The sequence below is a fragment of the Deinococcus yavapaiensis KR-236 genome, from assembly GCF_003217515.1.
Lineage (GTDB): Bacteria > Deinococcota > Deinococci > Deinococcales > Deinococcaceae > Deinococcus_A > Deinococcus_A yavapaiensis.
Window position 1 is genome coordinate 62,529 of sequence record NZ_QJSX01000006.1, and the last position, 19,041, is coordinate 81,569.

At 66.3% G+C, this 19,041-nt stretch carries 19 protein-coding genes and 3 tRNA genes; 1 reads left to right on the forward strand and 21 read right to left on the reverse strand.

Features of this window, described 5'->3' with window-relative positions; all coding sequences use genetic code 11:
- Positions 1 to 35: 35 nt before the first annotated feature.
- From DES52_RS09025 to mutS, 21 genes are all read right to left on the reverse strand, one after another.
- The gene (locus tag DES52_RS09025; RefSeq protein ID WP_110886491.1) at positions 36 to 452 is read right to left on the reverse strand and encodes a hypothetical protein; all 417 of its coding nucleotides are present in this window, start codon (positions 450 to 452) and stop codon (positions 36 to 38) included.
- Complete coding sequence (locus DES52_RS09030; protein ID WP_170130974.1) at positions 449 to 2,377, reverse strand: AAA family ATPase; 1,929 nt, start codon at positions 2,375 to 2,377, stop codon at positions 449 to 451. Before DES52_RS09030 ends, DES52_RS09025 begins: the two co-directional genes overlap by 4 nt.
- Positions 2,378 to 2,388: 11 nt before the next feature.
- Complete coding sequence (locus tag DES52_RS09035; protein WP_110886493.1) at positions 2,389 to 2,592, reverse strand: hypothetical protein; 204 nt, start codon at positions 2,590 to 2,592, stop codon at positions 2,389 to 2,391.
- The gene (locus DES52_RS09040) at positions 2,589 to 4,628 is read right to left on the reverse strand and encodes a DEAD/DEAH box helicase family protein (RefSeq protein WP_110886494.1); all 2,040 of its coding nucleotides are present in this window, start codon (positions 4,626 to 4,628) and stop codon (positions 2,589 to 2,591) included. Before DES52_RS09040 ends, DES52_RS09035 begins: the two co-directional genes overlap by 4 nt.
- A 296-nt stretch (positions 4,629 to 4,924) precedes the next feature.
- Positions 4,925 to 5,001 (reverse strand) — tRNA-Arg (locus DES52_RS09045).
- A gap of 4 nt (positions 5,002 to 5,005) precedes the next feature.
- Positions 5,006 to 5,096 (reverse strand) — tRNA-Ser (locus DES52_RS09050).
- A gap of 18 nt (positions 5,097 to 5,114) precedes the next feature.
- A tRNA-Ser gene (locus tag DES52_RS09055) sits at positions 5,115 to 5,202 on the reverse strand.
- Positions 5,203 to 5,270: 68 nt separating this feature from the next.
- Positions 5,271 to 5,672, reverse strand: a complete 402-nt coding sequence (locus DES52_RS09060; RefSeq protein ID WP_110886495.1) for a gamma-glutamylcyclotransferase family protein — start codon at positions 5,670 to 5,672, stop codon at positions 5,271 to 5,273.
- The gene (gene thrB / locus DES52_RS09065) at positions 5,669 to 6,613 is read right to left on the reverse strand and encodes a homoserine kinase (RefSeq protein ID WP_245900859.1); all 945 of its coding nucleotides are present in this window, start codon (positions 6,611 to 6,613) and stop codon (positions 5,669 to 5,671) included. The genes DES52_RS09060 and thrB overlap by 4 nt, the downstream gene beginning before the upstream one ends.
- A gap of 1 nt (position 6,614) precedes the next feature.
- Positions 6,615 to 7,682, reverse strand: coding sequence for a threonine synthase (gene thrC, locus DES52_RS09070; protein WP_110886496.1), 1,068 nt, complete (start codon positions 7,680 to 7,682; stop codon positions 6,615 to 6,617).
- Between the two features lie 70 nt (positions 7,683 to 7,752).
- Positions 7,753 to 8,589, reverse strand: a complete 837-nt coding sequence (locus DES52_RS09075; RefSeq protein WP_110886497.1) for a VOC family protein — start codon at positions 8,587 to 8,589, stop codon at positions 7,753 to 7,755.
- Positions 8,590 to 8,660: 71 nt separating this feature from the next.
- Positions 8,661 to 9,623: an aldo/keto reductase gene (locus tag DES52_RS09080; RefSeq protein ID WP_110886498.1), complete on the reverse strand. Its 963-nt coding sequence runs from the start codon at positions 9,621 to 9,623 to the stop codon at positions 8,661 to 8,663.
- Positions 9,624 to 9,644: 21 nt separating this feature from the next.
- Positions 9,645 to 10,364, reverse strand: a complete 720-nt coding sequence (locus tag DES52_RS09085; protein WP_170130975.1) for an RNase H family protein — start codon at positions 10,362 to 10,364, stop codon at positions 9,645 to 9,647.
- Positions 10,365 to 10,403: 39 nt separating this feature from the next.
- Complete coding sequence (locus tag DES52_RS09090) at positions 10,404 to 11,348, reverse strand: asparaginase (RefSeq protein WP_110886500.1); 945 nt, start codon at positions 11,346 to 11,348, stop codon at positions 10,404 to 10,406.
- Between the two features lie 27 nt (positions 11,349 to 11,375).
- On the reverse strand, positions 11,376 to 11,636 hold the full coding sequence (locus DES52_RS09095) for a hypothetical protein (protein WP_110886501.1): 261 nt from the start codon (positions 11,634 to 11,636) through the stop codon (positions 11,376 to 11,378).
- Positions 11,637 to 11,708: 72 nt separating this feature from the next.
- Complete coding sequence (locus DES52_RS09100) at positions 11,709 to 12,344, reverse strand: thymidine kinase (protein ID WP_110886502.1); 636 nt, start codon at positions 12,342 to 12,344, stop codon at positions 11,709 to 11,711.
- A gap of 80 nt (positions 12,345 to 12,424) precedes the next feature.
- Positions 12,425 to 12,640, reverse strand: a complete 216-nt coding sequence (gene rpmE, locus DES52_RS09105) for a 50S ribosomal protein L31 (protein WP_110886503.1) — start codon at positions 12,638 to 12,640, stop codon at positions 12,425 to 12,427.
- 72 nt (positions 12,641 to 12,712) lie between these two features.
- Complete coding sequence (locus DES52_RS09110; RefSeq protein ID WP_110886636.1) at positions 12,713 to 13,186, reverse strand: CAP domain-containing protein; 474 nt, start codon at positions 13,184 to 13,186, stop codon at positions 12,713 to 12,715.
- Between the two features lie 70 nt (positions 13,187 to 13,256).
- The gene (locus tag DES52_RS09115) at positions 13,257 to 13,928 is read right to left on the reverse strand and encodes a glycerophosphodiester phosphodiesterase (RefSeq protein ID WP_110886504.1); all 672 of its coding nucleotides are present in this window, start codon (positions 13,926 to 13,928) and stop codon (positions 13,257 to 13,259) included.
- Between the two features lie 62 nt (positions 13,929 to 13,990).
- On the reverse strand, positions 13,991 to 15,628 hold the full coding sequence (gene mutL, locus DES52_RS09120) for a DNA mismatch repair endonuclease MutL (RefSeq protein ID WP_110886505.1): 1,638 nt from the start codon (positions 15,626 to 15,628) through the stop codon (positions 13,991 to 13,993).
- Between the two features lie 61 nt (positions 15,629 to 15,689).
- Complete coding sequence (gene mutS, locus DES52_RS09125; RefSeq protein ID WP_110886637.1) at positions 15,690 to 18,155, reverse strand: DNA mismatch repair protein MutS; 2,466 nt, start codon at positions 18,153 to 18,155, stop codon at positions 15,690 to 15,692.
- 450 nt (positions 18,156 to 18,605) lie between these two features.
- Here mutS and DES52_RS09130 point away from each other — a divergent pair, with 450 nt between their 5' ends.
- Positions 18,606 to 19,034, forward strand: a complete 429-nt coding sequence (locus DES52_RS09130) for a response regulator (protein WP_110886506.1) — start codon at positions 18,606 to 18,608, stop codon at positions 19,032 to 19,034.
- The last annotated feature ends 7 nt before the right edge of the window (positions 19,035 to 19,041 follow it).

Below are 19,041 nucleotides of genomic sequence, written 5' to 3' on the forward strand. Positions count from 1 at the left end.
GAGGGGTTGTACCACTGTGCGGGGTGCGCCCTGTTTCACTCGGCGCTGCGGGCGAGGTGGAGGAGGTTATTGAGCGGCAGTCCGGCGTCAGGGTCGAGGCGCGCGACGAGATCGTGGATGCCGGCGTTGGCGTACTCTTCGACGATGCGCAGAATGCGCTCAGGTGACGTGAGGACGTTCACGTCGCGCTCGGCGGTGAGGGCGACGGCTTTGAGAACGGGCACGTCTTGGTACGCGTCAAACTGCGGCCAATGAAAAATTTGCTGGCGAGACTTCTTGAGTTTCTTGCGGGTGTTGCTCGCGTAGCCCAGCGCGACCGACCACATGAAGACGTCTTTCATAGTGAGGAAGGGAACTTCCTCGACGTTGCGGCGCGCGTTGTCCGTGAGTTGTTTGTAAACTTCGTGCACCGCCGTTTCAATTTGCACGCGGTCCGATCCGTGGGATGTCATGCTGGGCTGAGCTCCTCGACGCGGGTGAAGCTGTTTTCGCGGTGAAAGTGCAGGCGGTACTGTTTGCCCGTGTGGGGTTCGAGGCCGGCGCGAGACGCGTCATCCCATTCGCGGTCCGTGACGAACAAAATGAGTTGTGGCGCGAGGGCGGGAAGGTTGCTAGCAACGGCGCGCAAGTGGTCGCCGGACAAGCGGCCGAACGGCGTGTCCATCACGAGCGGAGCTTCTTCACCGGACACTTGCACCATGGCGCAAATGAACGCGAGGCTGAGAATTTGGCGTTCCCCGGCGGAAAGTTCCTTGCGGGTGGGAACGCCGTAGCGGTCGATGACTTCAAGGCGGAAGTCTTGGTCGATGCGGACATTCTCGAAGTGTTCTTGCTTCCACGCGAGTTTACGAAAGACGTCTTGCGTGACGCGTTCGATGTCGTGGCGGATGGTTTCGAAGTACGCGTGCTTCACGCTTGTGACCGCGTCTGCGAGGCGCTGCGCGAGCGCGGCGGTGCGCGTAAGGAGAAGCGCTTGGCGTTCCTGAGCTTCCGCGGCGGCTTTTTTGCCTTGCAAAGCGTCGAGTTCCCGGTCGATCTCCTCGAGGCGCATCAAGTTTACCTGGTCTTGGACGAGGAGGCGGTCGCGGGACTCCGTGAGGGTGGTGCGTTGCTTTTCCAGCGCCGCGATATCGCCGGCGCTGGAAGTGTGCAGCTGCCGATTGATGTTGTCGAGCTCACTTTCGATTTGGGTTTTGCGCAGCCGCAAGTCTTCGCGGTCCCGCGCGAGCGTGTCAATCAGTTGACGTTGCGTGACCACGCGCTGCGGAAGGGTGCGCAGCTCGCCGGAGAGGCGCGTGTACTCCACTTCGAGTTGTTGCGTGGCGTGACTGCGCTCCATGATGGATGCGAGGCGGGCATGCACCTCGTCGTGCTCGTGAAAGGAACGGCCGCACACGCATTCGAGCCGTTCGATGAGGTCTTGCAGAAACTGCTCGCGAATGCCGGGCGGCATTTCGCCGCGCTCTCGTTTCTCATCGAGAATCGCGAGCGCGTCAACGGTAGCAGCGCGCACCCAAGGGGTGTAGGCGCCCATGAGGGCTTTGCGCAACTCCACGGTTTTCTTGTCGTCTTGACCTTCGGTGGTTTTCCAGTCGACGAGGAGGCGGTCGCGCTGCTCTTGCAGCTGCCGAGCACCCTCCATCGAGCGCAACTGCGCTTCGAGCGTTTCGATTTGCGTGCGCGCCAACGTCAATTCGTCGCGGACTTTGGCGCGGACCGCGCCCAGCTGGGTTTTCTCGGTTCGCAACCGGTCCTCTTCGTCCGCGAGGCGCTGCGACTCGGGCGAAGCGCTGCGTTTGATTTCGCCGCGCAAATCCCGCGCGATCTCCGTGAAGCGCGTTTCGGCACGCTCAAGGGCGGGGAGGCGCATGACGTTCCGAATGGCGTCCTTGACCTCGCTGTTTCCCGCGCGGGTGAGGTCATCCATCTTCTCGCCGTCAAAGAAGAAGTACTGGCGAACGTTGCGGGGCAACACACTGTTCATAAAGCCGAGGTCGAACTGTACGGGCGTTACTTCCCCGGTGGCTTTGAGGCGCATCAAGGTGAACGAAGGCGGTCCGTCGTCCACAGCGCGCAGCCCGGCGCGCCGAACAGGTTGGCGGCGCTGAGCGAGGTACGTGTGGCTTTTATGGCGGAATTTGATGCTGACGGCATACGAGCCGCGTCCGCCTTCGGGCAAATCGAAGAGGGCTCCGCGGTTGAACACATCGCCGATGTCTTCGAGGCCTTCGCCGAACAAACACCAATTCAAGGCGCTGAACATGCCGGTCTTGCCAGCTCCGTTTTGCCCGTGGAAGAGGGTGACGTTCAGGTCCGGGAGAATGGACACCTCGAATTCCTGAAGGCCACGGTACTGCCGAAAGTTGTCAAGGGTCACGCGTTCGAGTTTCACAAGAGGCGGTCCTCGCCGGGCAAGCGGCCTTCCGCGATGAGTTGCGCGCGCACGTGCGCTTCGATGAGGCGCCGCACTTCATCCTTGTTGCGCGGGCGAAGTTTATCGAGGCTTTCGCGTTCAATGTCGATCACATGGCGGGCAAGGTCGCGCAAATCCGGGTCGAGGTCGTCTAGGAGAAATTGAATCTTGTCGTTCATGCGTGCTCCTGAGCATCAAGGTGCGTGTGGCGTTGCAGCACGTCCCACAGCGCCGCGTAGGCGTCGTGCGTGTTTTGGGCGGTTTGTGCGAACTCCGTGAAGCGCGCGAGTTCCCGCCGCACGACCGAGCGTTCGGTGGAGCTCACGACGCCCGGCAAGAGGGGCGGGATGGTGATGAAATCGTGGATGACCGCGTGGGTTTTGCCAGGCGCACGGCGCAGCACGCGGCCGCGCCGCTGAATGAATTCTCGGGGATTGCTGGAACTGGCGAGCAAAAAGGCGGTGCGGGTATTGGGCACGTCGACCCCTTCGTCGAGGCAGCGAATGGCGGCGAGGGCTTGCAAGTCACCGCGGTCGAAATGCTCGAGCAGGCGGCGGCGCTCGGCGGGGCGTTCCGTGGCGGTGAAACGGTGCACGCGCAGGTGATGCTGAAAGCCAAGTTGATGGACGACGTCGTCGAGCTGCCCAGGCGCACAGTAAAAGAGGGCGTGGGACGCTACGGGGTGAACGCGCAGCACGTCGCTGAGCGCGGGCAGCTTGTTCTCGGCGCGGTTGAGAAGGTCCGCGCGGCGCAACAGGAGGCGTCGAAGGCGGTCGGCGGCGTCCGAGTCTGTCGCGGCGGCGGCATGCAACCGCGTGATTTGCACTGAGAGGTCAGCGTACGCGTCGGTTTCCTCGTCGGTGAGTTCCACAAGGACGGGGTGGTACGTGTAAGGCGTGAGGCTCGTGCCGATCGCATCGGCGAGGGGCAACGCGAAGATCGTGTCGCCGAAGTAGGCGCGCAAGGCGGCGGTGCCCGCATCATCGAACCAGCGGTTGGGCGTGGCCGAAAGGGCGAGGCGGTGTCCGGCGTGCGCGGGAAGCGCCGCGAGATGCGCGGGAGTGCCAAGGTGGTGAGCTTCGTCCGCGATGACGAGCAGTTGGCCCGTCACTTCCCGTAGCGCCTGTTGAAAGGCGTCGGTGCTGAGGGTGGCGTGCGTGACGATGACGCAGGCGTGGTCCGTGTCGCCGCGGGCCAACGCGCGCAGACGATCGTGCAAGGGGCCCATCCAGCGATGTCGGTTGTCAAACGCGAGAATCGGAGCGTAGCCGAAGCGGCGCGCGTCGTCCGCCCATTGATCGACGAGGTGCTGATAAGGCACGGCGATCACGACCGCGAGGCGACCTTCGCGGGCGATCAGCGCGGTGGAGGCGGCGAGGGCCGTGATGGTTTTGCCGGTGCCAGTGGCCATTTCGAAGAAGCCGCGCGTGCCGGGAAGCCAAGCTTGAATCGCTTGATGTTGATAATCGCGGAGGGTGACGTCCCTTGGAACATCCGGCTGGCGGGGCCGATGCGCGCGCGGTGGCGGGCGGTACGGGCGGTCGGCGGTGCGGAGGTGCAAGATGCGTTCGTGGGCCGCGCGAGGCAAGTCGTACACGGCAACGTTCGGGTCGGCGTTGCGCCATAAACGGTCGAAGCGGTCGGCGTCCGCGTCGCACAGCGGGCGGAAGGCGTCGTGCCACGAAGGAAAAATTTTGATGGATTCGTAGTTGCGATTGCCTTGCACACTGTCGTTGTACGAACCGTTGAAACTGATGCGGTCGCCGCGAGCGTCCGTGAACACCCCGAATTTGTCGTGGAAGTCGCCGGCGTCAAGTTTGTGGCGCGGTACGGCGAGTTTGAAGGTAATGACGCCATCGGCGATCATCCACGCGAGGGCGTTGAGGGTGTCGCGTTCCAAACGGGCGGTGAGGTCGTCGATGGTGCGCGCCAAGGCGTCGCGCAACGTGGCGTCGCGCCTTGCGTCATGCCCGGTGAGCATGGCGTGCCAATCGTTTTCGTCGAGGATGGGACTGGTCACCCAGCGGGCGTGACCACCGCGAGCGGCAAAGTCGGCCATGCCGCTCGCGGCGAGGCGCAGCCAGCCGGAGCTGAAGTACCCGACGCCGCGGTCGTAACGATCGGCGTGCTTCAGGGCGGGCGCGAAGAAGTCCGCGATGAGGTCGCCGGTGGAGGTGTCAAGCCAGTTGGGTAAGCACAGGTCGCGGAGTGGCATGGGCGTCAGAATTGTTTTCAGTGTATCAAACGACTTTGGGAAATGCTCATCAAATGTTCAAGCGTATGTGACAGTCGCGAGTCAATCTCCTTCAGGACAGGGCAGAGTCACATGCCAGGTAGGAGAACTGCCTTGAATGCCCCAGCTCGCCACACTGGTCATTCCGCTCAAACTAGTAACGAGATCGTTTAAAACTTCGTTTTGAAGGCCCTTCAGACGTAAGTCACGAACAAGGCACGCGGCCAAAGCTTAGACTAAGGACAAAAGCAAAAACCCCCACTGGGTGGGGGTTTCTTTGGCGCGCCCGAAGAGATTCGAACTCCTGGCCTTCTGATCCGTAGTCAGACGCTCTATCCAGCTGAGCTACGGGCGCATTGTGGCGGAGAGGGAGGGATTTGAACCCTCGGTACCCTTTTGGAGTACGCAGTCTTAGCAGGACTGTGGTTTAAGCCGCTCACCCACCTCTCCAGGTGTGGGGTACGTCTTTGGCGGAGGGTGAGGGATTCGAACCCCCGGTGGGTTGCCCCACTGCAGTTTTCAAGACTGCTGCCTTCAACCGCTCGGCCAACCCCCCGTATCCAGGGGCGCGTCTGGGGCCTGCCTTCGACGCGTAAGGGAGTATAGCGGGGGTGGGGGGGCTTGTCAACTTGGGGGCCAGTGGCCGTGGGGGAGGTGGGTGGCGGTGGGGGTGGTGAGGCGGTGGGGGTGGGCGTAGGTGTAGATCCAGACGTGTTGGGGTCCGTGGGGGGTGGTGGCGGTGGCGCGTTGGCGGTGGTAGAGGGGTGGGGTGAGGTGGGTGCCTTCGAGTTGGTCGAGGTGGGGGTGGGCGGCGTGCCAGTCGTGGTAGGTGAGGATGTAGCCGTGGATGGTGGCGTCGGGTGGGCCGGGGGTGATGCAGGGGTAGTTTTCGGGGTGGAGGTGGTAGAGGTGGTAGCCGGTGAGGGTGGCTTCGCGGGTGGTGTGGGGTCCGGCGCGGGTGGCGATGTGGTGGTTGCGTTGGCCGGGTTTGAGGGTGCCGTAGACGAAGATGTGGTCGGCGGTCATGGGTGTGGTGGTGTGGTGTGGGTGGTGCCGTTGGGGTCGATGGTGAGGTCGCGGAGGGTGCCGTGGAGGTGTTCGCGGTGTAGGACGTCGTGGAGGAAGGCGGTGAGGGGGGTGGGGTCGTCGTGGCGGTCGTAGAAGCACAGGACGCTGGGGCCGGCGCCGCTGAGGGCGGCGCCGAGGGCGCCGTGGGTGGTGGCTTCGTTGAGGATGGTGGTGAGGCCGGGTACGAGGGGGGCGCGGTGGGGTTGGTGGAGGCGGTCTTGCATGGCGCGGTGGAGGAGGTCGAGGCGGCCGGTGGTGAGGGCGGCGGCGAGGAGGGCGGCGTGGGAGAGGGCGTGGACGGTGTCGGCGCGGGTGTAGGTGTGGGGGAGGACGCCGCGCGCTTTGGAGGTGAGGAGTTCGAAGTGCGGGATGACGAGGAGCACGCCGAGGTGGGCGGGGGGGGTGACGTGGACGTGTTCGACGTGGCCGTCGTCGAGGGTGGCGATGATGGCGCCGCCGAGGAGGCAGGCGCCGACGTTGTCGGGGTGGCCTTCTTCGCGGGCGGCGACGTCGAGGAGTTCGTGGGTGGTGAGGGGTTCGCCGAGGAGGGTGTTGGCGGCGACGAGGCCGGCGATGAGGGCGGCGGCGCTGGAGCCGAGGCCGCGGGCGAGGGGGATGTCGGATTCGATTTCGAGGCGTAGGGGCGGGAGGGGTTTGCCGGCGGTGTCGGCGAGGAGGCGCGCGGATCGGTAGACGTAGTTGGTTTCGTCGAGGGGGACGCCGGGAAGGTTGGTGATGACTTCGGGGCGTTCGGTGAGGGTCGCGCGGACGGTGGTGTGCAGCGACAAGGCGAGGCCGACGGCGTCGAAGCCGGAGCCGAGGTTGGCGCTGGAGGCGGGCGCGCGAACTTCGATCGTGTGGGTTGAGGGGTGTGGGACGAGGGACGAGGTGGCGGTCACGTCAGCCTCGGATGACGCTCAGGACGGCGCTCAGGGTGGCGTCGACGACGAGTGGTTCGACGGCGTTGGCTTTGAGGGCCGTGCCGGGGTCTTTGAGGCCGTTGCCGGTGAGGACGGCGACGACGTGCTGGCCGGCGTCGAGGTTGCCTTGCGCTTTGAGTTTGAGCAGGCCGGCGACGGGCGTGGCGCTGGCGGGTTCGCAGAAGACGCCTTCGCGGGCGAGGAGGCGGTAGGCGTGCAGGATTTCGTCGTCGGTGACGGCTTCGAAGAGGCCGTTGGTGTCGCGTACGGCTTCTCGCGCGAGGTGGGCGGAGGCGGGGTTGCCGATGCGGATGGCGGTCGCGATGGTTTCGGGTTGGGCGACGTGGCTGAGGCCGAGCGCGAGGGGCGCGGCGCCCGCCGCTTGGACGCCCCACAGGCGGGGGAGGCGGCTGATTTTGCCGTGCGTGTGGTATTCGCGGAAGCCTTTGTGGTACGCGCTGATGTTTCCGGCGTTGCCGACGGGAAGCGCGAGGATGTCGGGTGCGCGGCCGAGTTGGTCGACGACTTCGAAGGCGGCGGTTTTTTGTCCTTCGAGGCGGTAGGGGTTGACGGAGTTGACGAGGGCGATGGGTTCGGTGGCGGCGATGTCGCGCACGAGGGTGAGGGCGTCGTCGAAGTTGCCGCGTACGGCGATGATCTCGGCGCCGTAGGCGACGGCTTGCGCGAGTTTGCCGAGGGCGATGTTGCCGTCGGGAACGAGGACGACGCAGCGGAGGCCCGCGCGCGTGGCGTACGCGGCGGCGGCGGCGGAGGTGTTGCCGGTGGAGGCGCAGATGAGGCTGGTGGCGCCGTCCTCGACGGCTTTCGCGACGGCCATGACCATGCCTCGGTCTTTGAAGGAACCGGTGGGGTTGAGGCCTTCGAATTTGAGGTGCAGTGTCACGCCGAGCGCGTCGGAGAGCCTCGGGGCGTGGATGAGGGGGGTGTTGCCCTCGTGCAGGGTGAGGAGCGGCGTGCGGTCCGTCAAAGGCAGGTACGCCTTGTAGGCGTGTAGAAGTCCACGGTAAGCGGCGGTCGTCGTCGGCATGCGCCCTCCAAGTTCGGTCATGCTACGTCAAGAAGCGGAGCCGAAGGAAGGTGCTTGGGCAGACAAACGCTCAGGGGTGCACGAATTCGAACACGTGTCCTTCCGGGTCGCGCACGACGAGGCCGAGGTCGTCGTGGCCGTGCTCCAAGCCGGCTTGGGCGACGCGGCGGGCGACCGCGTCGACGTCCGCGTAGAACTTCAAGGTGGCGTGGTCGCCGCCGTGCATGTCGGCGAGGCCGATTTGTGGGTCCCAGCAGTACAGCCAGCGTTGCGGGGTGCCGTCGCCGTCGAGTTCGGGTCGTGGACTGAGGACGAACTGTGCGAAGTCGCGGTCGTCTTGCTCTTTGACGAAGCAAAAGCCGTAGGCGCGCGGCAGGCGCTCTTTCATGGCGTCGTAGTCGGAGAAGCCGATGGCGGCTTCGCGCAGGCCGATGACGGGCAGGGCGTGCGCGGAGCGTTCGGTGGGTTTGGGCGGGAAGGTGGGTTGTCGTTCGTCGCTGAGGTTCACGCCGCGCAACTCCAAGCCGTGCCCGAACGGGTCGTAGAAGTACAAGGTGCGGTCGGGCCGTTCGGGCGTGCCGAGGTCGAGTTCCGTCCAGTGCACGTCGTACGCGTCGAGGATGGTCTTGCAGCGTTCGAGGTCGGCTTCTTGCACTTGCCACGCGAAGTGCAGGTGTGAGGCGCCGCGCGCGCGCAGCTTGCCGAGCCGCTCGTCGTTTTTGCGGCGCGTGATCGGCTTCCACAGCGTGAGGCTTTGAGAGTCGTTCACGCGAAATTCCGCGACGCCTTTGTCGTCGTCGTGCCGAGTGAGGTCGAGGCCGAACAAGTGGGTGTAGAAGCGCACGCCGCGCGGCAGGTGGTTGACCTCGAGCGTGATTCCGGCGAGATCGAGAATCGGCGAGTCCATGTTCGTAGCCTACGGGGCCGTCGGAGCAGGGCGTGTTGAGCGGAGCTTGAGACGGTACCGGGCGGTACGCCTCACGTCCACGGCATGGCCGAGCGCGCCTTCCAGAAGGCGGTCGGTTCGATCGTCAGCGCTTTCAAAGCGTCGAGGGTCGCTTCGTCGAGGGTGAGGTCGGCGGCGCGCAAGTTGCTGCGCAGGTGGGGGACGGTCGCCGCGCCGCTCAGCACGACGTCCGTGAAAGGTTGCGCGAGGACGGCGGCGAGGGCGATCACGTCCGGTGTCACGCCGTACGCTTGGCATGCCGCGCGCATCGCGGGGTGCTTGGCTTCCTCGCCGCGCTCGGTGAGGCGTCCGTTGGCGACGCCTTCTTTCACGATGACGCCGAGTCCGGCGGCGTGCGCTTCTCGCAAGGCTTCGTCGGCGCTGGGCTCTAGGAGGTTCCACGTGGCTTGCACGACGCGGAACACGTCGAGTTCGAGGGCGCGGCGAATCAGGTCGCCTTGTTTGGGGCCGCTGACGGACAGGCCGACGAGGACGCCTCGGGCGGCGAGGTTCTCGAGGCGTGCGAGCAGCGTGGCGTCGTTCAGGACGTTGCTGTCGGGCGTCACGGAGTGGATCATGTAGACGCCGAGTCGGTCGCCGAGTCGCTCGCGGGTTTGGGTCCATTGCCGTTCGAAGTTGTCGGCGGAGTGATCTTTGACTTCTTGCGGCCATACGTCCGTGCGCCAATCGGCGACGTACACGTAGCCCCACTTCGAGCCGGTCGTGACGTCTTCGGGGGTTCGTGTGCGCAGCCAATCTCCGAGGAAGTCCTCGGCGCGGCCGTACGAGCGCGCCGCGTCGAAGTAGCGCACGCCGGCTTCGTACGCCGCGTCCATCACGTCGAAGGCGCGCCGACGCATGACGTCCACGTCGTACTCGCCGCGCAAGTCTTCGCGGTGGCCGAGCGTGAAGTACCCGGGGCGACCGAGGGCGGACAAGCCCAGCCCGAGGCGGGAAACTTGGAGGTCGCGGCGGCCGAGAGAGCGAAGCTGCATGTAGGTGTCATACCACGCGCGTCACGCGACGAATTCGAGGGTGACGCCTCGCGCGGCAGCGTCGCTTTTGGCGGCCTCGACGATTTCGCGCGCTTCTCGCGTGGCGGCGCTCGTGGCGTTGGCCCACAAGGCGGGGGCGAGGGCCGAGTCCATGCGCACGAGGAGGTGTTCGCCGCCGCGCGCCTCGCGCACGAGCGCCGAGAGGGCCAGCACGGCGGGCGGCACGCCTTCTTTGGGAGGTAGGACGCGCAGGACGCGGCTCGTCTCGCCGCCGCGGCGAATCGTAAAGCTCGCCTCGGCGCCCCAGGCGACTTTGCGCACGCGCACGCGCACTTCGGGTTTCTCTCGGTTGGGCAGCGCTTCTCCGCGTCGCGCGGCGGCGGCGAGGTCGTGCGCTTCGCGCATGCGGCGCGCGTCTCGCGGTCCGAGCGAGACGCGCAGGCGAATGCCGCGTTCGGCGGCGCGGGCGCGCACGCGGGCGCCGAGCTCTTCTTGCTCGGGGTGCATGGTGCCGCGACGAATGGCTTGCACCACGGTCGTCGCGTCGGTGTGCACGGTGAGCGGCTGCCCTTCGGGCGCGAGTTCGATCGCGTGCAGCACGGCGAGCAGTTCGCACGCGCCATTGTCGTTGACTTCGTCTTGACCGCTGTGGCGCGCGTCGGGCCGTCCCGGGACGAGCAGGACGACGCCCCACCCGCCCACGCCGTCCGCTTGGCTGCCGTCCGCGAACGCGTGATTCACGTTCTCAGCATGCCTTATTTTTCGAGGAGGTGGCGTGAGTCAGAAGCGGCCTCGCTCGAAGACTTCGCGAATCTCGTCTTGGCGAAGCCCTAAGCTCAGCAGCACGATGAGCAGGATGCGCGCCTTGTGGGCGTTGAGGAAGGACGCGGGAATGGCGCCGGCGCGTACGAGGGTGGCGCCGCCGCCCGGGTAGCCGTACACGGGCAGGACGGGACCCGCGTGGGTTCGCGTGGCGATCACGACGGGCTTTGCGGTCGCCGCCACGAGCGGCAGGAGTTCCGGCGGCAAGTTTCCGGTGCCGAGCGCGGCGATTACGAGGCCGTCGGCGCGGGTGGCGGCTTCCTCGAAGCCTTCGCCGCGCCAACCCGCGTACGCGTAGAGAATCTCGACGCGTGCGTCGACGTGCGGCGGTTCGAACACGGGGCGTTCCTCGGGGCGCGCGAAGAAGCGAACGTCGAGGTCGTCCACGCGCCCGATCGGGCCGGGGTAGCCGCCGAAGGCGTCGAGGGCGGTCGTGTGCGTCTTCGTGACGGTGCGCGCGTCGAACACGTCTCCGCCGAAGACGGCCAGGGGGCCGCGTCCGCGCGTGTCGGGGTGCAAGGCGAGAACTGCCGCGTCGCGCAAGTTGCCCGGGCCGTCGAACGAAGGGGCTTGCGCGTGGCGCATGGAGCCTGTCAGGACGACGGGGATGCTTGGCGGCAAGGTGAGGTGCAAGAAGAACGCCGTTTCCTCCAACGTGTCCGTGCCGTGCGTGAGGACGACGGCGTCGAAGCGTCCGGCGAGGCGGGCGATCAGCGTGCGGAGTTCCAGCATGTGCGACAGGCGGATGTGCGGGCTGGGCAGCTGAAACGGTTGGAAGCTCGTGACGTGCGCGCCCGCCATTTCCGGCAGCGTCGGCGCGACTTGCGGCGTGAGACCTCCGGCGTCGACGTCGGGTTTGCTGGCGATGGTGCCGCCGGTGTGAACGAGGGCGAGGTTCGGCACCTCGGAGTTATACCAAGTGCGCGCTCGTCAAGCGACGGGGCGTCGTACGAGCGATTGGCACTCGGCGAGCAGGCGCTCGCTTTTCACGGCGAAGCGGTACTCGCGGCCGTCGCGCTCGGTGAAGCTCACGACGCCGCGTTCGCCTTCGCGCGTCCACTGCCACCTCGACGGCTGGAAGTTCTCCTTGGGACCGCAGCGCACGAGGAGGCGCGCGCCGTCGCGGGCGCGTACGTGCAGCACGACCGTGGTTCCGTCTTTCTCGACTTGCAGCAACGTCGGCATCTCCATGCGCTTCCTTTCCGAGACGCCGCGAATCACCTTGCAGGTCGTTCTCTGCTCTTCACGGTAATCGACGAAGCTTCACAAAGGATGAAGGTGAAGGGCTTGGTCTCGCCGAACCTCGTGGTGAACTCGGCAGCGCGCCTCGTAACTTTCGTGGGCGCCGACGAGGACGACGGGATCGTCGTAGCGCGCGGGTTGCCCGCCGATGAGGCGCTGCGTGCGCGTGGCGGGCGCGCCGCACACGACACACACCGCCGTGAGCTTCTCGACGCTTTCGGCGCGCGCCAACAGGTCGGGCATGAGGCCGAACGGCTCGCCGCGAAAGTCGAGGTCGAGTCCTGCGAGCACCACGCGCGCGCCGGACGACGCGAGTTCGAGCGCGAGCGGCACGAGGTCCGCGTCGAAAAATTGCGCTTCGTCGAATCCCACGACGTCAGGAGAAGCGGCCGCCTCGCTCAGCAAGGGACGCTCGCCGCGCAGATACGCACGCACGTCCTCGGTGGACCGCACGGCGAGGGCCTCGACGATGCGTCCCGAGTGGCTCGCGACGTGCGTGGCGTGATAGCGGTCGTCGATGGCGGGTTTGAACACGACGACGCGTTGCCGCGCGATCACGGCGCGGGTCACTCGGCGAATGAGTTCCTCGCTCTTGCCGCTGAACATCGGTCCGACAATGACCTCGAGGTGACCGCCGTGGTAGGGAGAGCGCAGCATGACCTTCGGATTCTAGCGCCGAAGGTAAACTTCGTCACGAAAAAGTCCCGGCTTGGCAGCCGGGACCGAGAACGCGAATTTTACTTCTTGCGGCGGTACGAGTCGCCGAAACGCTTGTTGAACTTGTCGACGCGGCCTTCCGTGTCGAGGAAGCGCGTTTCACCCGTCCAGAAGGGGTGGACGCCGCTCCACACTTCCACGTGGATTTCGGGCTTCGTGCTCATGGTTTCCATCACGACTTGACCCTGGTAGATGATCTTGCAGGGCACCGCCTTGGGGTGGACGTCTTTCTTCATAGTTCCTCCGTCGCCACGTCCTGTGCGTAGCGCCAACCGAAAAATGATAGCACGAAACGCGCGGACGTGCCTTCAGCGATTCGAGCTGAACACGACCACGAAGGCAGTTCCGCGCGCGCCCGTCAAGACGCTCACGCCCGCCGAGGCGTACCGAGCGTCGGTGAAAACGTTGCAATGCACCGCCGAGTTCAGCCACCACGTCACGGCCCGTTCGAAAGGCCCGGGCGAGCCCATGAAGATGATCTCCGTGACGCTCGTCGCGTGCTCGCCGAACGACGCCGCGCGGACCTTCGGCGTGCTGCCGTTCTCGCCGTAGTGCGTGATGCGGCCCGTGGCGGCCATGTAAAGCGCTTGCTGCTGCGCCGCGCTCGCGAGCGTCACCGAGTAGTTCAGGCGAGGCGCGGGCGCTTTCGTGCCCGTGGGGCAGCGCACGCCCGCCACGCGCAAGTCGTTGAGTCGTGCGAGCAACTGCGACTCGAGCGATTGGGCGCTCGCCGAGCCGAGCAGTAGCAAGGCGAAGGCACCGAGGACGCGGGTGGTCGACATGCCCGTCATGCTAACCCCGACCGTGGGAATCACATGACGAGAACTTCATAAAGTCCTCCTGAACTTCGGCTCAACTTCGCGCGACCGCCAACACGTCCGGATCGTCACCCATCAACGCGTTCACGCCGAGGTCTGTCAAGCGGCGCACGAGAACCGCGTCGTTCACCGTCCACACGTTCACGTCCCAGCCGCGCGCTCGAGCTTGGCACATCAACGCAGACGTCACGAGCGAGTGATGCGGATGAAGCGCGTGCACGCCGATCCGTTCGGCCACAAGCGGCATCACGAGGGGCGCTCGATCGTACAGGAAGCCGCGCCGAACGTTCGCGTCGGCTTCGCGCAACGCCGACAGGAACAGCGGATTGAAGCTCGACACGATCGAGCGCTCCAGCAGCCCGTAGCGGCGCAGCAACTCCGCCGTCCGGAGAACACGGTCGTCGGGCCGCACGCTCTCGTACTTCAACTCCACGTTCACGAACGCGCCCGATTCGGCCGCCCACGCCAGCACCTCGGCGAGGGTCGGGACGGGCTGAGGTTTCAGCGCGCGAAAACGCAGGTTGGCGATGCGGCGTCCGTCGAGCAGCGTCGCGTCGTGATGCACGACCAGCGTTCCGTCGAGGCAGCGCCGAACGTCCAGTTCGACGCCGTCCAAGCCGCGGCTGAGCGCCTCTCGAAAGCCGACGAGCGTGTTTTCACGGTGAAGGCGCGGCGTACCGCGGTGGCCGAGCAGCAAGGGAGCCATGACGGCAGGGTAACGCGGCGAGCAAGGAACGGGGCGCGAGCCACACGCCTCGCCCGACCTCGCTACTCGGTCTCCACCTTCGCTTCGTACACGTCGCGCCCCTTCGGCAAGTCGCGCGGAGAACGACGCCCGAAGGCGTGCGCGAGGTCACGCTCCGAGAGGCGCACCACGGTCGGGCGACCGTGCGGGCAAGCGTACGGCTGAACGCACCCAGCGAGGTCGAGCAGCAGTTCGCGCCCGCGCTCCACCGTCGCCATGCCCGCCTTCAAGGCGGGCGCGCACGCCAACTTCGCGAGGACCGCTCGGCGCGGCTCGTCCACCCCGAGCGCCTCGGCGAGGACCGTCTCCACGAGGCGCTCCACGGGAAGTCCCAGGATGTCGCTCGGCAAGGTGCGGACGCGGGCGAGCCCCGCCCCGAACGCCTCGATCGTCACGCCGAACGCGCGAAGCGTCTCCTCGCGCTCGGCGAGGCGCGCCGCCTGCTCGGGCGTGAGCTGCACGAGCTCCGGATGCGCGAGCTCCACGGGCGCCGCCGCGTGGACACCGCGCTCCAACCGCTCGTACCACACCCGCTCGGCCGCCGCGTGCGCGTCCACCAACCACAAGTCTCCCTCGCCTTCGGCGAGCAGGTACGTCTCGCGAAACACGCCGAGAAGGTGCAACGCCGGAAAGTGCGCTTGCGACGGCCTCGGAGGCTCGGCGAGGTGCAACGCCGGAGCGGAACGCACGAGCGGCGACGCCATCAGCGCCGCTCGGACCGCTTCGGTCAATTGCGCGGCGAGATCGGGCACGTTCGCGAGCGCGACCTCCGCCTTCGCCGGATGCACGTTGGGATTCACGTCGCTCGGCCGCAAGCGAAGGTCGAGGACGCACAGCGGCGCCTGCCCGCTCGGCAGCAACTCGCCGTACCCGGCGATCACGGCCTTTTCCAGCACTTGCGGAAACGCCACGGGCCGCCCGTTCACGGCGAGCAGCATCCGGTCGCGGCGAGGCCGCGTGAGCTCGGGCCGCGACAGCACGCCGCGCACGAGCTCCGCGTCGACGCTCAGCACTCGGTTCGCCGTGAGCGCTCCGAACACGCTCGCCACGGCGCCTCGAGCGTCCGACGGTGCGTGTTGAAGCTTCACCTCGCCGTCCGCGACGAGTTTCCAGTGCAACTCCGGATGATGCAAGGCGTACCGGCCGAGCAAGGTGGTCACCTCGCGCACTTCCGTCGCGGGCGGCACTTGCGTGCGAAGCCGCGCGGGCAACGCGGCGAACAAGTCGCGCACCGTGACGGCCGTGCCCGCCGCCGCCTTCACGCGCGTCACCTCGACGTCGTCTCCGCGCGCCTTGAGCTCGATCGCGCCGAGCTGGGCGGCGGGCCGCGTCACGAGCGTGAGTTCGCCCGCCCACGCCATGCTCCACAGCGCTTCTCCTCGAAAGCCGAGGGTGTCGATCGCGTTCACGTCCGCGAGCTTGCTCGTCGCGTGCCGCCGCGGCGCGAGGGGAACGTCCGCTTCGGGAATGCCGACGCCGTTGTCGCGGACGCGCACGACGCTCAAGCCGCCGCCTTCGAGCTCCACCTCGATTCGCGTTGCCTTGGCGTCCAGGGCGTTGTCGACGAGTTCGCGCACGACGTCGAGCGGACGCGAAATGACTTCGCCCGCCGCGATGAGACGCGTCACTTCCGGCGGTAGAACGCGAATCGGGCGGGACATGCGGAAATTCTAGCGCCAGGACGACACACCAAGTGTTACGTGTATGGCAGAATCGCGGACGTCAGGACGACAACTTCTTTTGCCACGCGTGCAGCAACCCCAGCGCCTCCATGGGCGTGAGGCGTGCCAAGTCCAGCGACGCGAGTTCCCGCGCGAGCTCGCCGTCTCCACCCTCGCTCTTCGCCGTCAAGCTCGCCAGCAAAGCCGCCGCCCGCGTCGTGACGCTTCCCGGCAAGCCCGCGATCTTCGCGACCTCCACCCCGTAACTGCTTTTCGCCGCTCCCTCGAGCACCTGATGGTAGAACGTCAGCCCGCGCGCCTCCTCCTGCGCGGCGACGTGAAGGTTCACGAGGCCCGGCAACTCTCCTTCGAGCCGGGTGAGCTCGAAGTAGTGCGTGGCAAACAGCGTGAACGCCCCGACGCCGTGCAAGTGCTCCAAAGCCGCCTGCGCGATCGCGAGGCCGTCGAGGGTGCTCGTGCCCCGACCCACCTCGTCGAGAATCACGAGACTTTTGGACGTGGCCGAGTGCAAGATGGCCGCGAGCTCGCTCATCTCCACCATGAACGTCGAGCGACCCCCGGCGAGGTCGTCGTTCGCGCCGATCCGCGTGTGAATCGCGTCGAACAACGGCAACTCCGCTTCGTCCACGGGCACGAAGGACCCGATCTGATGCAGCAGCGCGCACAACACCACCGTGCGCAGATACGTCGACTTGCCCGCCATGTTCGGCCCCGTCAACACCAGCATGCGACGCGACGCGTTCATGACGGCGTCGTTCGGCACGAACGCCTCTCGCAGCGCGAGCTCCACCACGGGATGCCGCGCCTGCACGAGCCGCACTTCACCGCTCGACGTCGCCGGTCGGTTCCAGCCGCGCGAAAACGCCACCTCGGCGAGGGTGGACAACACGTCGAGTTCGCTCAACGCTCCCGCCGCCGCCGAAAGCAACTCCACGTGGTTCGCGAGGGCCGCGCGAAGCTCGCCGAACACCTCGAACTCCAAGCGCTCCGCCGCCGACTCGCAACGCGCGATGTCACGCTCGCGCTCGCGCACGTCCGGCCGCGTGAAGCGGGCGCGGTCCTTCAAGGTCGCCACTTGACGGTAATCCGACGGAACTTTGTGCGCGTGCGCCTGCGATACTTCCAAGTAGTAGCCGAACACCGAGTTGTACGCGACCTTGATCGGCAAGCCCGTTCGCTCTCGCTCGCGCGCCTCGAGGTCCGCCATCCACGCTCGGCCCGTCAGCGCCTCGTCGCGCAACGCGTCGAGTTCGGCGCTGAACCCCTCGCGGATGAGCCCGCCTTCGCCAAGGCGAATCGGCGGGTTGTCTACGAGCGCCGCCCGAATGATCGCCACGACATCCGGCAAGGCCGTCAAACGCGCCCGCACTTGCCCGAGCAGCCCGCCTTGCCCTTCCAAGAGGGCGTCGAGTTCTGGCAGCAACTCCAACGTCCTGGCGAGCGCCGCCACCTCCTTCGGCAGCACCCGCTGAGACGCCACGCGCGCCGCGAGACGCTCCAAATCGTGCGCTCGGTACAGCAACGCCCGAATTCCATCGCGCAGATCCGGAGCGCGTACGAGCGCTTCCACCGCGTCGAGGCGCCCCTGAATCGACGCTTCGTCCAGCAACGGGGAGCGCAGCCACGCTCGCAACCGCCGCTTCCCGCCCGCCGTGCGCGTGTGCGCGAGCGCGGACAGCAACGTCGACCCACCCGCCGAATTGGCCTGGAACACTTCCAAGGCGCGCAGGGCCGCGTCCGACAAGTGCAAGGACGCGCCCGGCTCGTACCGCACGACGCGCGTCACCATATCGAGCCGCCCGTGCTGCGTCGAGCGCGTGTACGCGAGAATCGATCCGCACGCTCGAACGAGCGCCGACGTCGCCAAGCTTTCCGGAATTGCGCCGAACGTCGAGCGCAACTCCGCCTCGCACGCCGCCTCGTCGAAGCTGCCCTTCGAAATCATCACCGGGAACTTCGCACGGAAGTCCGACAGCAGCGCCGCGTTCTCCTCGAACTCCGGCGCGAGCAGCACCTCGCGCGCTCGGTGCCGCGCGAGCTCGTCGTACAAGGCGCCGCGCGTGCCGAACACCGCGCACTTGAACTCGCCCGTCGATACGTCCAGCAATGCCAGCGCGTACCCGTCGCCGGTCGCCACGGACGCGAGATAGTTCTCGTCGGCGCCCAGCAGGCGCTCCTCGGTGAGCGTGCCCGGCGTGAAGAGGTCCGTCACCTTGCGGTCCACGAGGCCCGAGCCCGGCAACTCCATCTGCTCGGCGATCGCGACCTTCACGCCCGCCGCGAGCAGACGCTCCACGTGCTGATCCTTTGCGCGAATCGGCACGCCCGCCATCGGCGTGGAGAAGTCCTTGCTCGTCTTGTGCGTCAACGTGATGCCCAGCAAGCGCGACAACCGCTCGGCATCCTCGCCGAAGGTTTCGAAGAAGTCGCCGCACTGAAAGAGCAGGATGGCGCCGGGCAGGCGCTCTTCGACTTCGTCGCGAAGCTCGACGTACTGCTGCAGCATCGAAGGGAGGGGGCCTTTTCCTGCGCCTTTCAGACCGCCGATGAAATTGAAGAGCCCGTTCGCGGTCGTCACGCGTCGAGGATAGCGTGATTTTCCCGCTCTAGATCGTGGTGCAAGACCGTTCCTTCCCGTCCTGGCGTGTCGACGAGTTCTACGGTCTCGGTGCCCCGCGTCGCTCGGTGGACAGAAAGGCGCGGGTACATTCCACGCCGCTCTTAACCCCCGACCTGCTCCTTTGGCAAGGACGACGCGAGAGGCGTTGAGGCCTTCACCACCTCCCTTACTGCATCTACTGCTGTGATGCCCGACTCTCGCGACGTTGTCGAAATTCGTGTGAACGTCGAAGTCGCGAGTGGCCGCGACTGAGCGTTTCTCGATTCGGCGACTCTGCCTCCGCGCGCTGACCGTTAGACTTCACTTCGGCGTTAATAAAGTCTTTAGTCTTGGGGGATGGATGACCGTTCGCTTCACCTGCTGTACTTGGAAGCCGACGAACAAGATGCCGTCCTTTTCCAAGAAGCGCTCCTCGGGTGCCTTCCCGACTTCTCCCGACCCGTCACCCTGCAAGTCGAGCGCACGGGCGAAGCGACCCTGACGGCCATCGAAAATCGGCGACCCAACTTGATCTTCCTCGACTTCCAACGTCCCACCCCCGAAGATTGGGACGTTCTGCGAGCGCTCAAGGTCAACACGCACACGGCGGCGATTCCCGTGATCGTTCTGGCACCCCATGATGCGTCACAAGTGCGCGATCGAGCGTTCGCGATGCACGCGAATGGATGCGTGATCAAGAGCGTCGATCCGCGCGAACTCACGCCGCGCCTCAAAGGTACGTTGTCATTTTGGGCGAGTCCGCACGTTCGCCTTCCCGAGTCGTGAAGCAGCG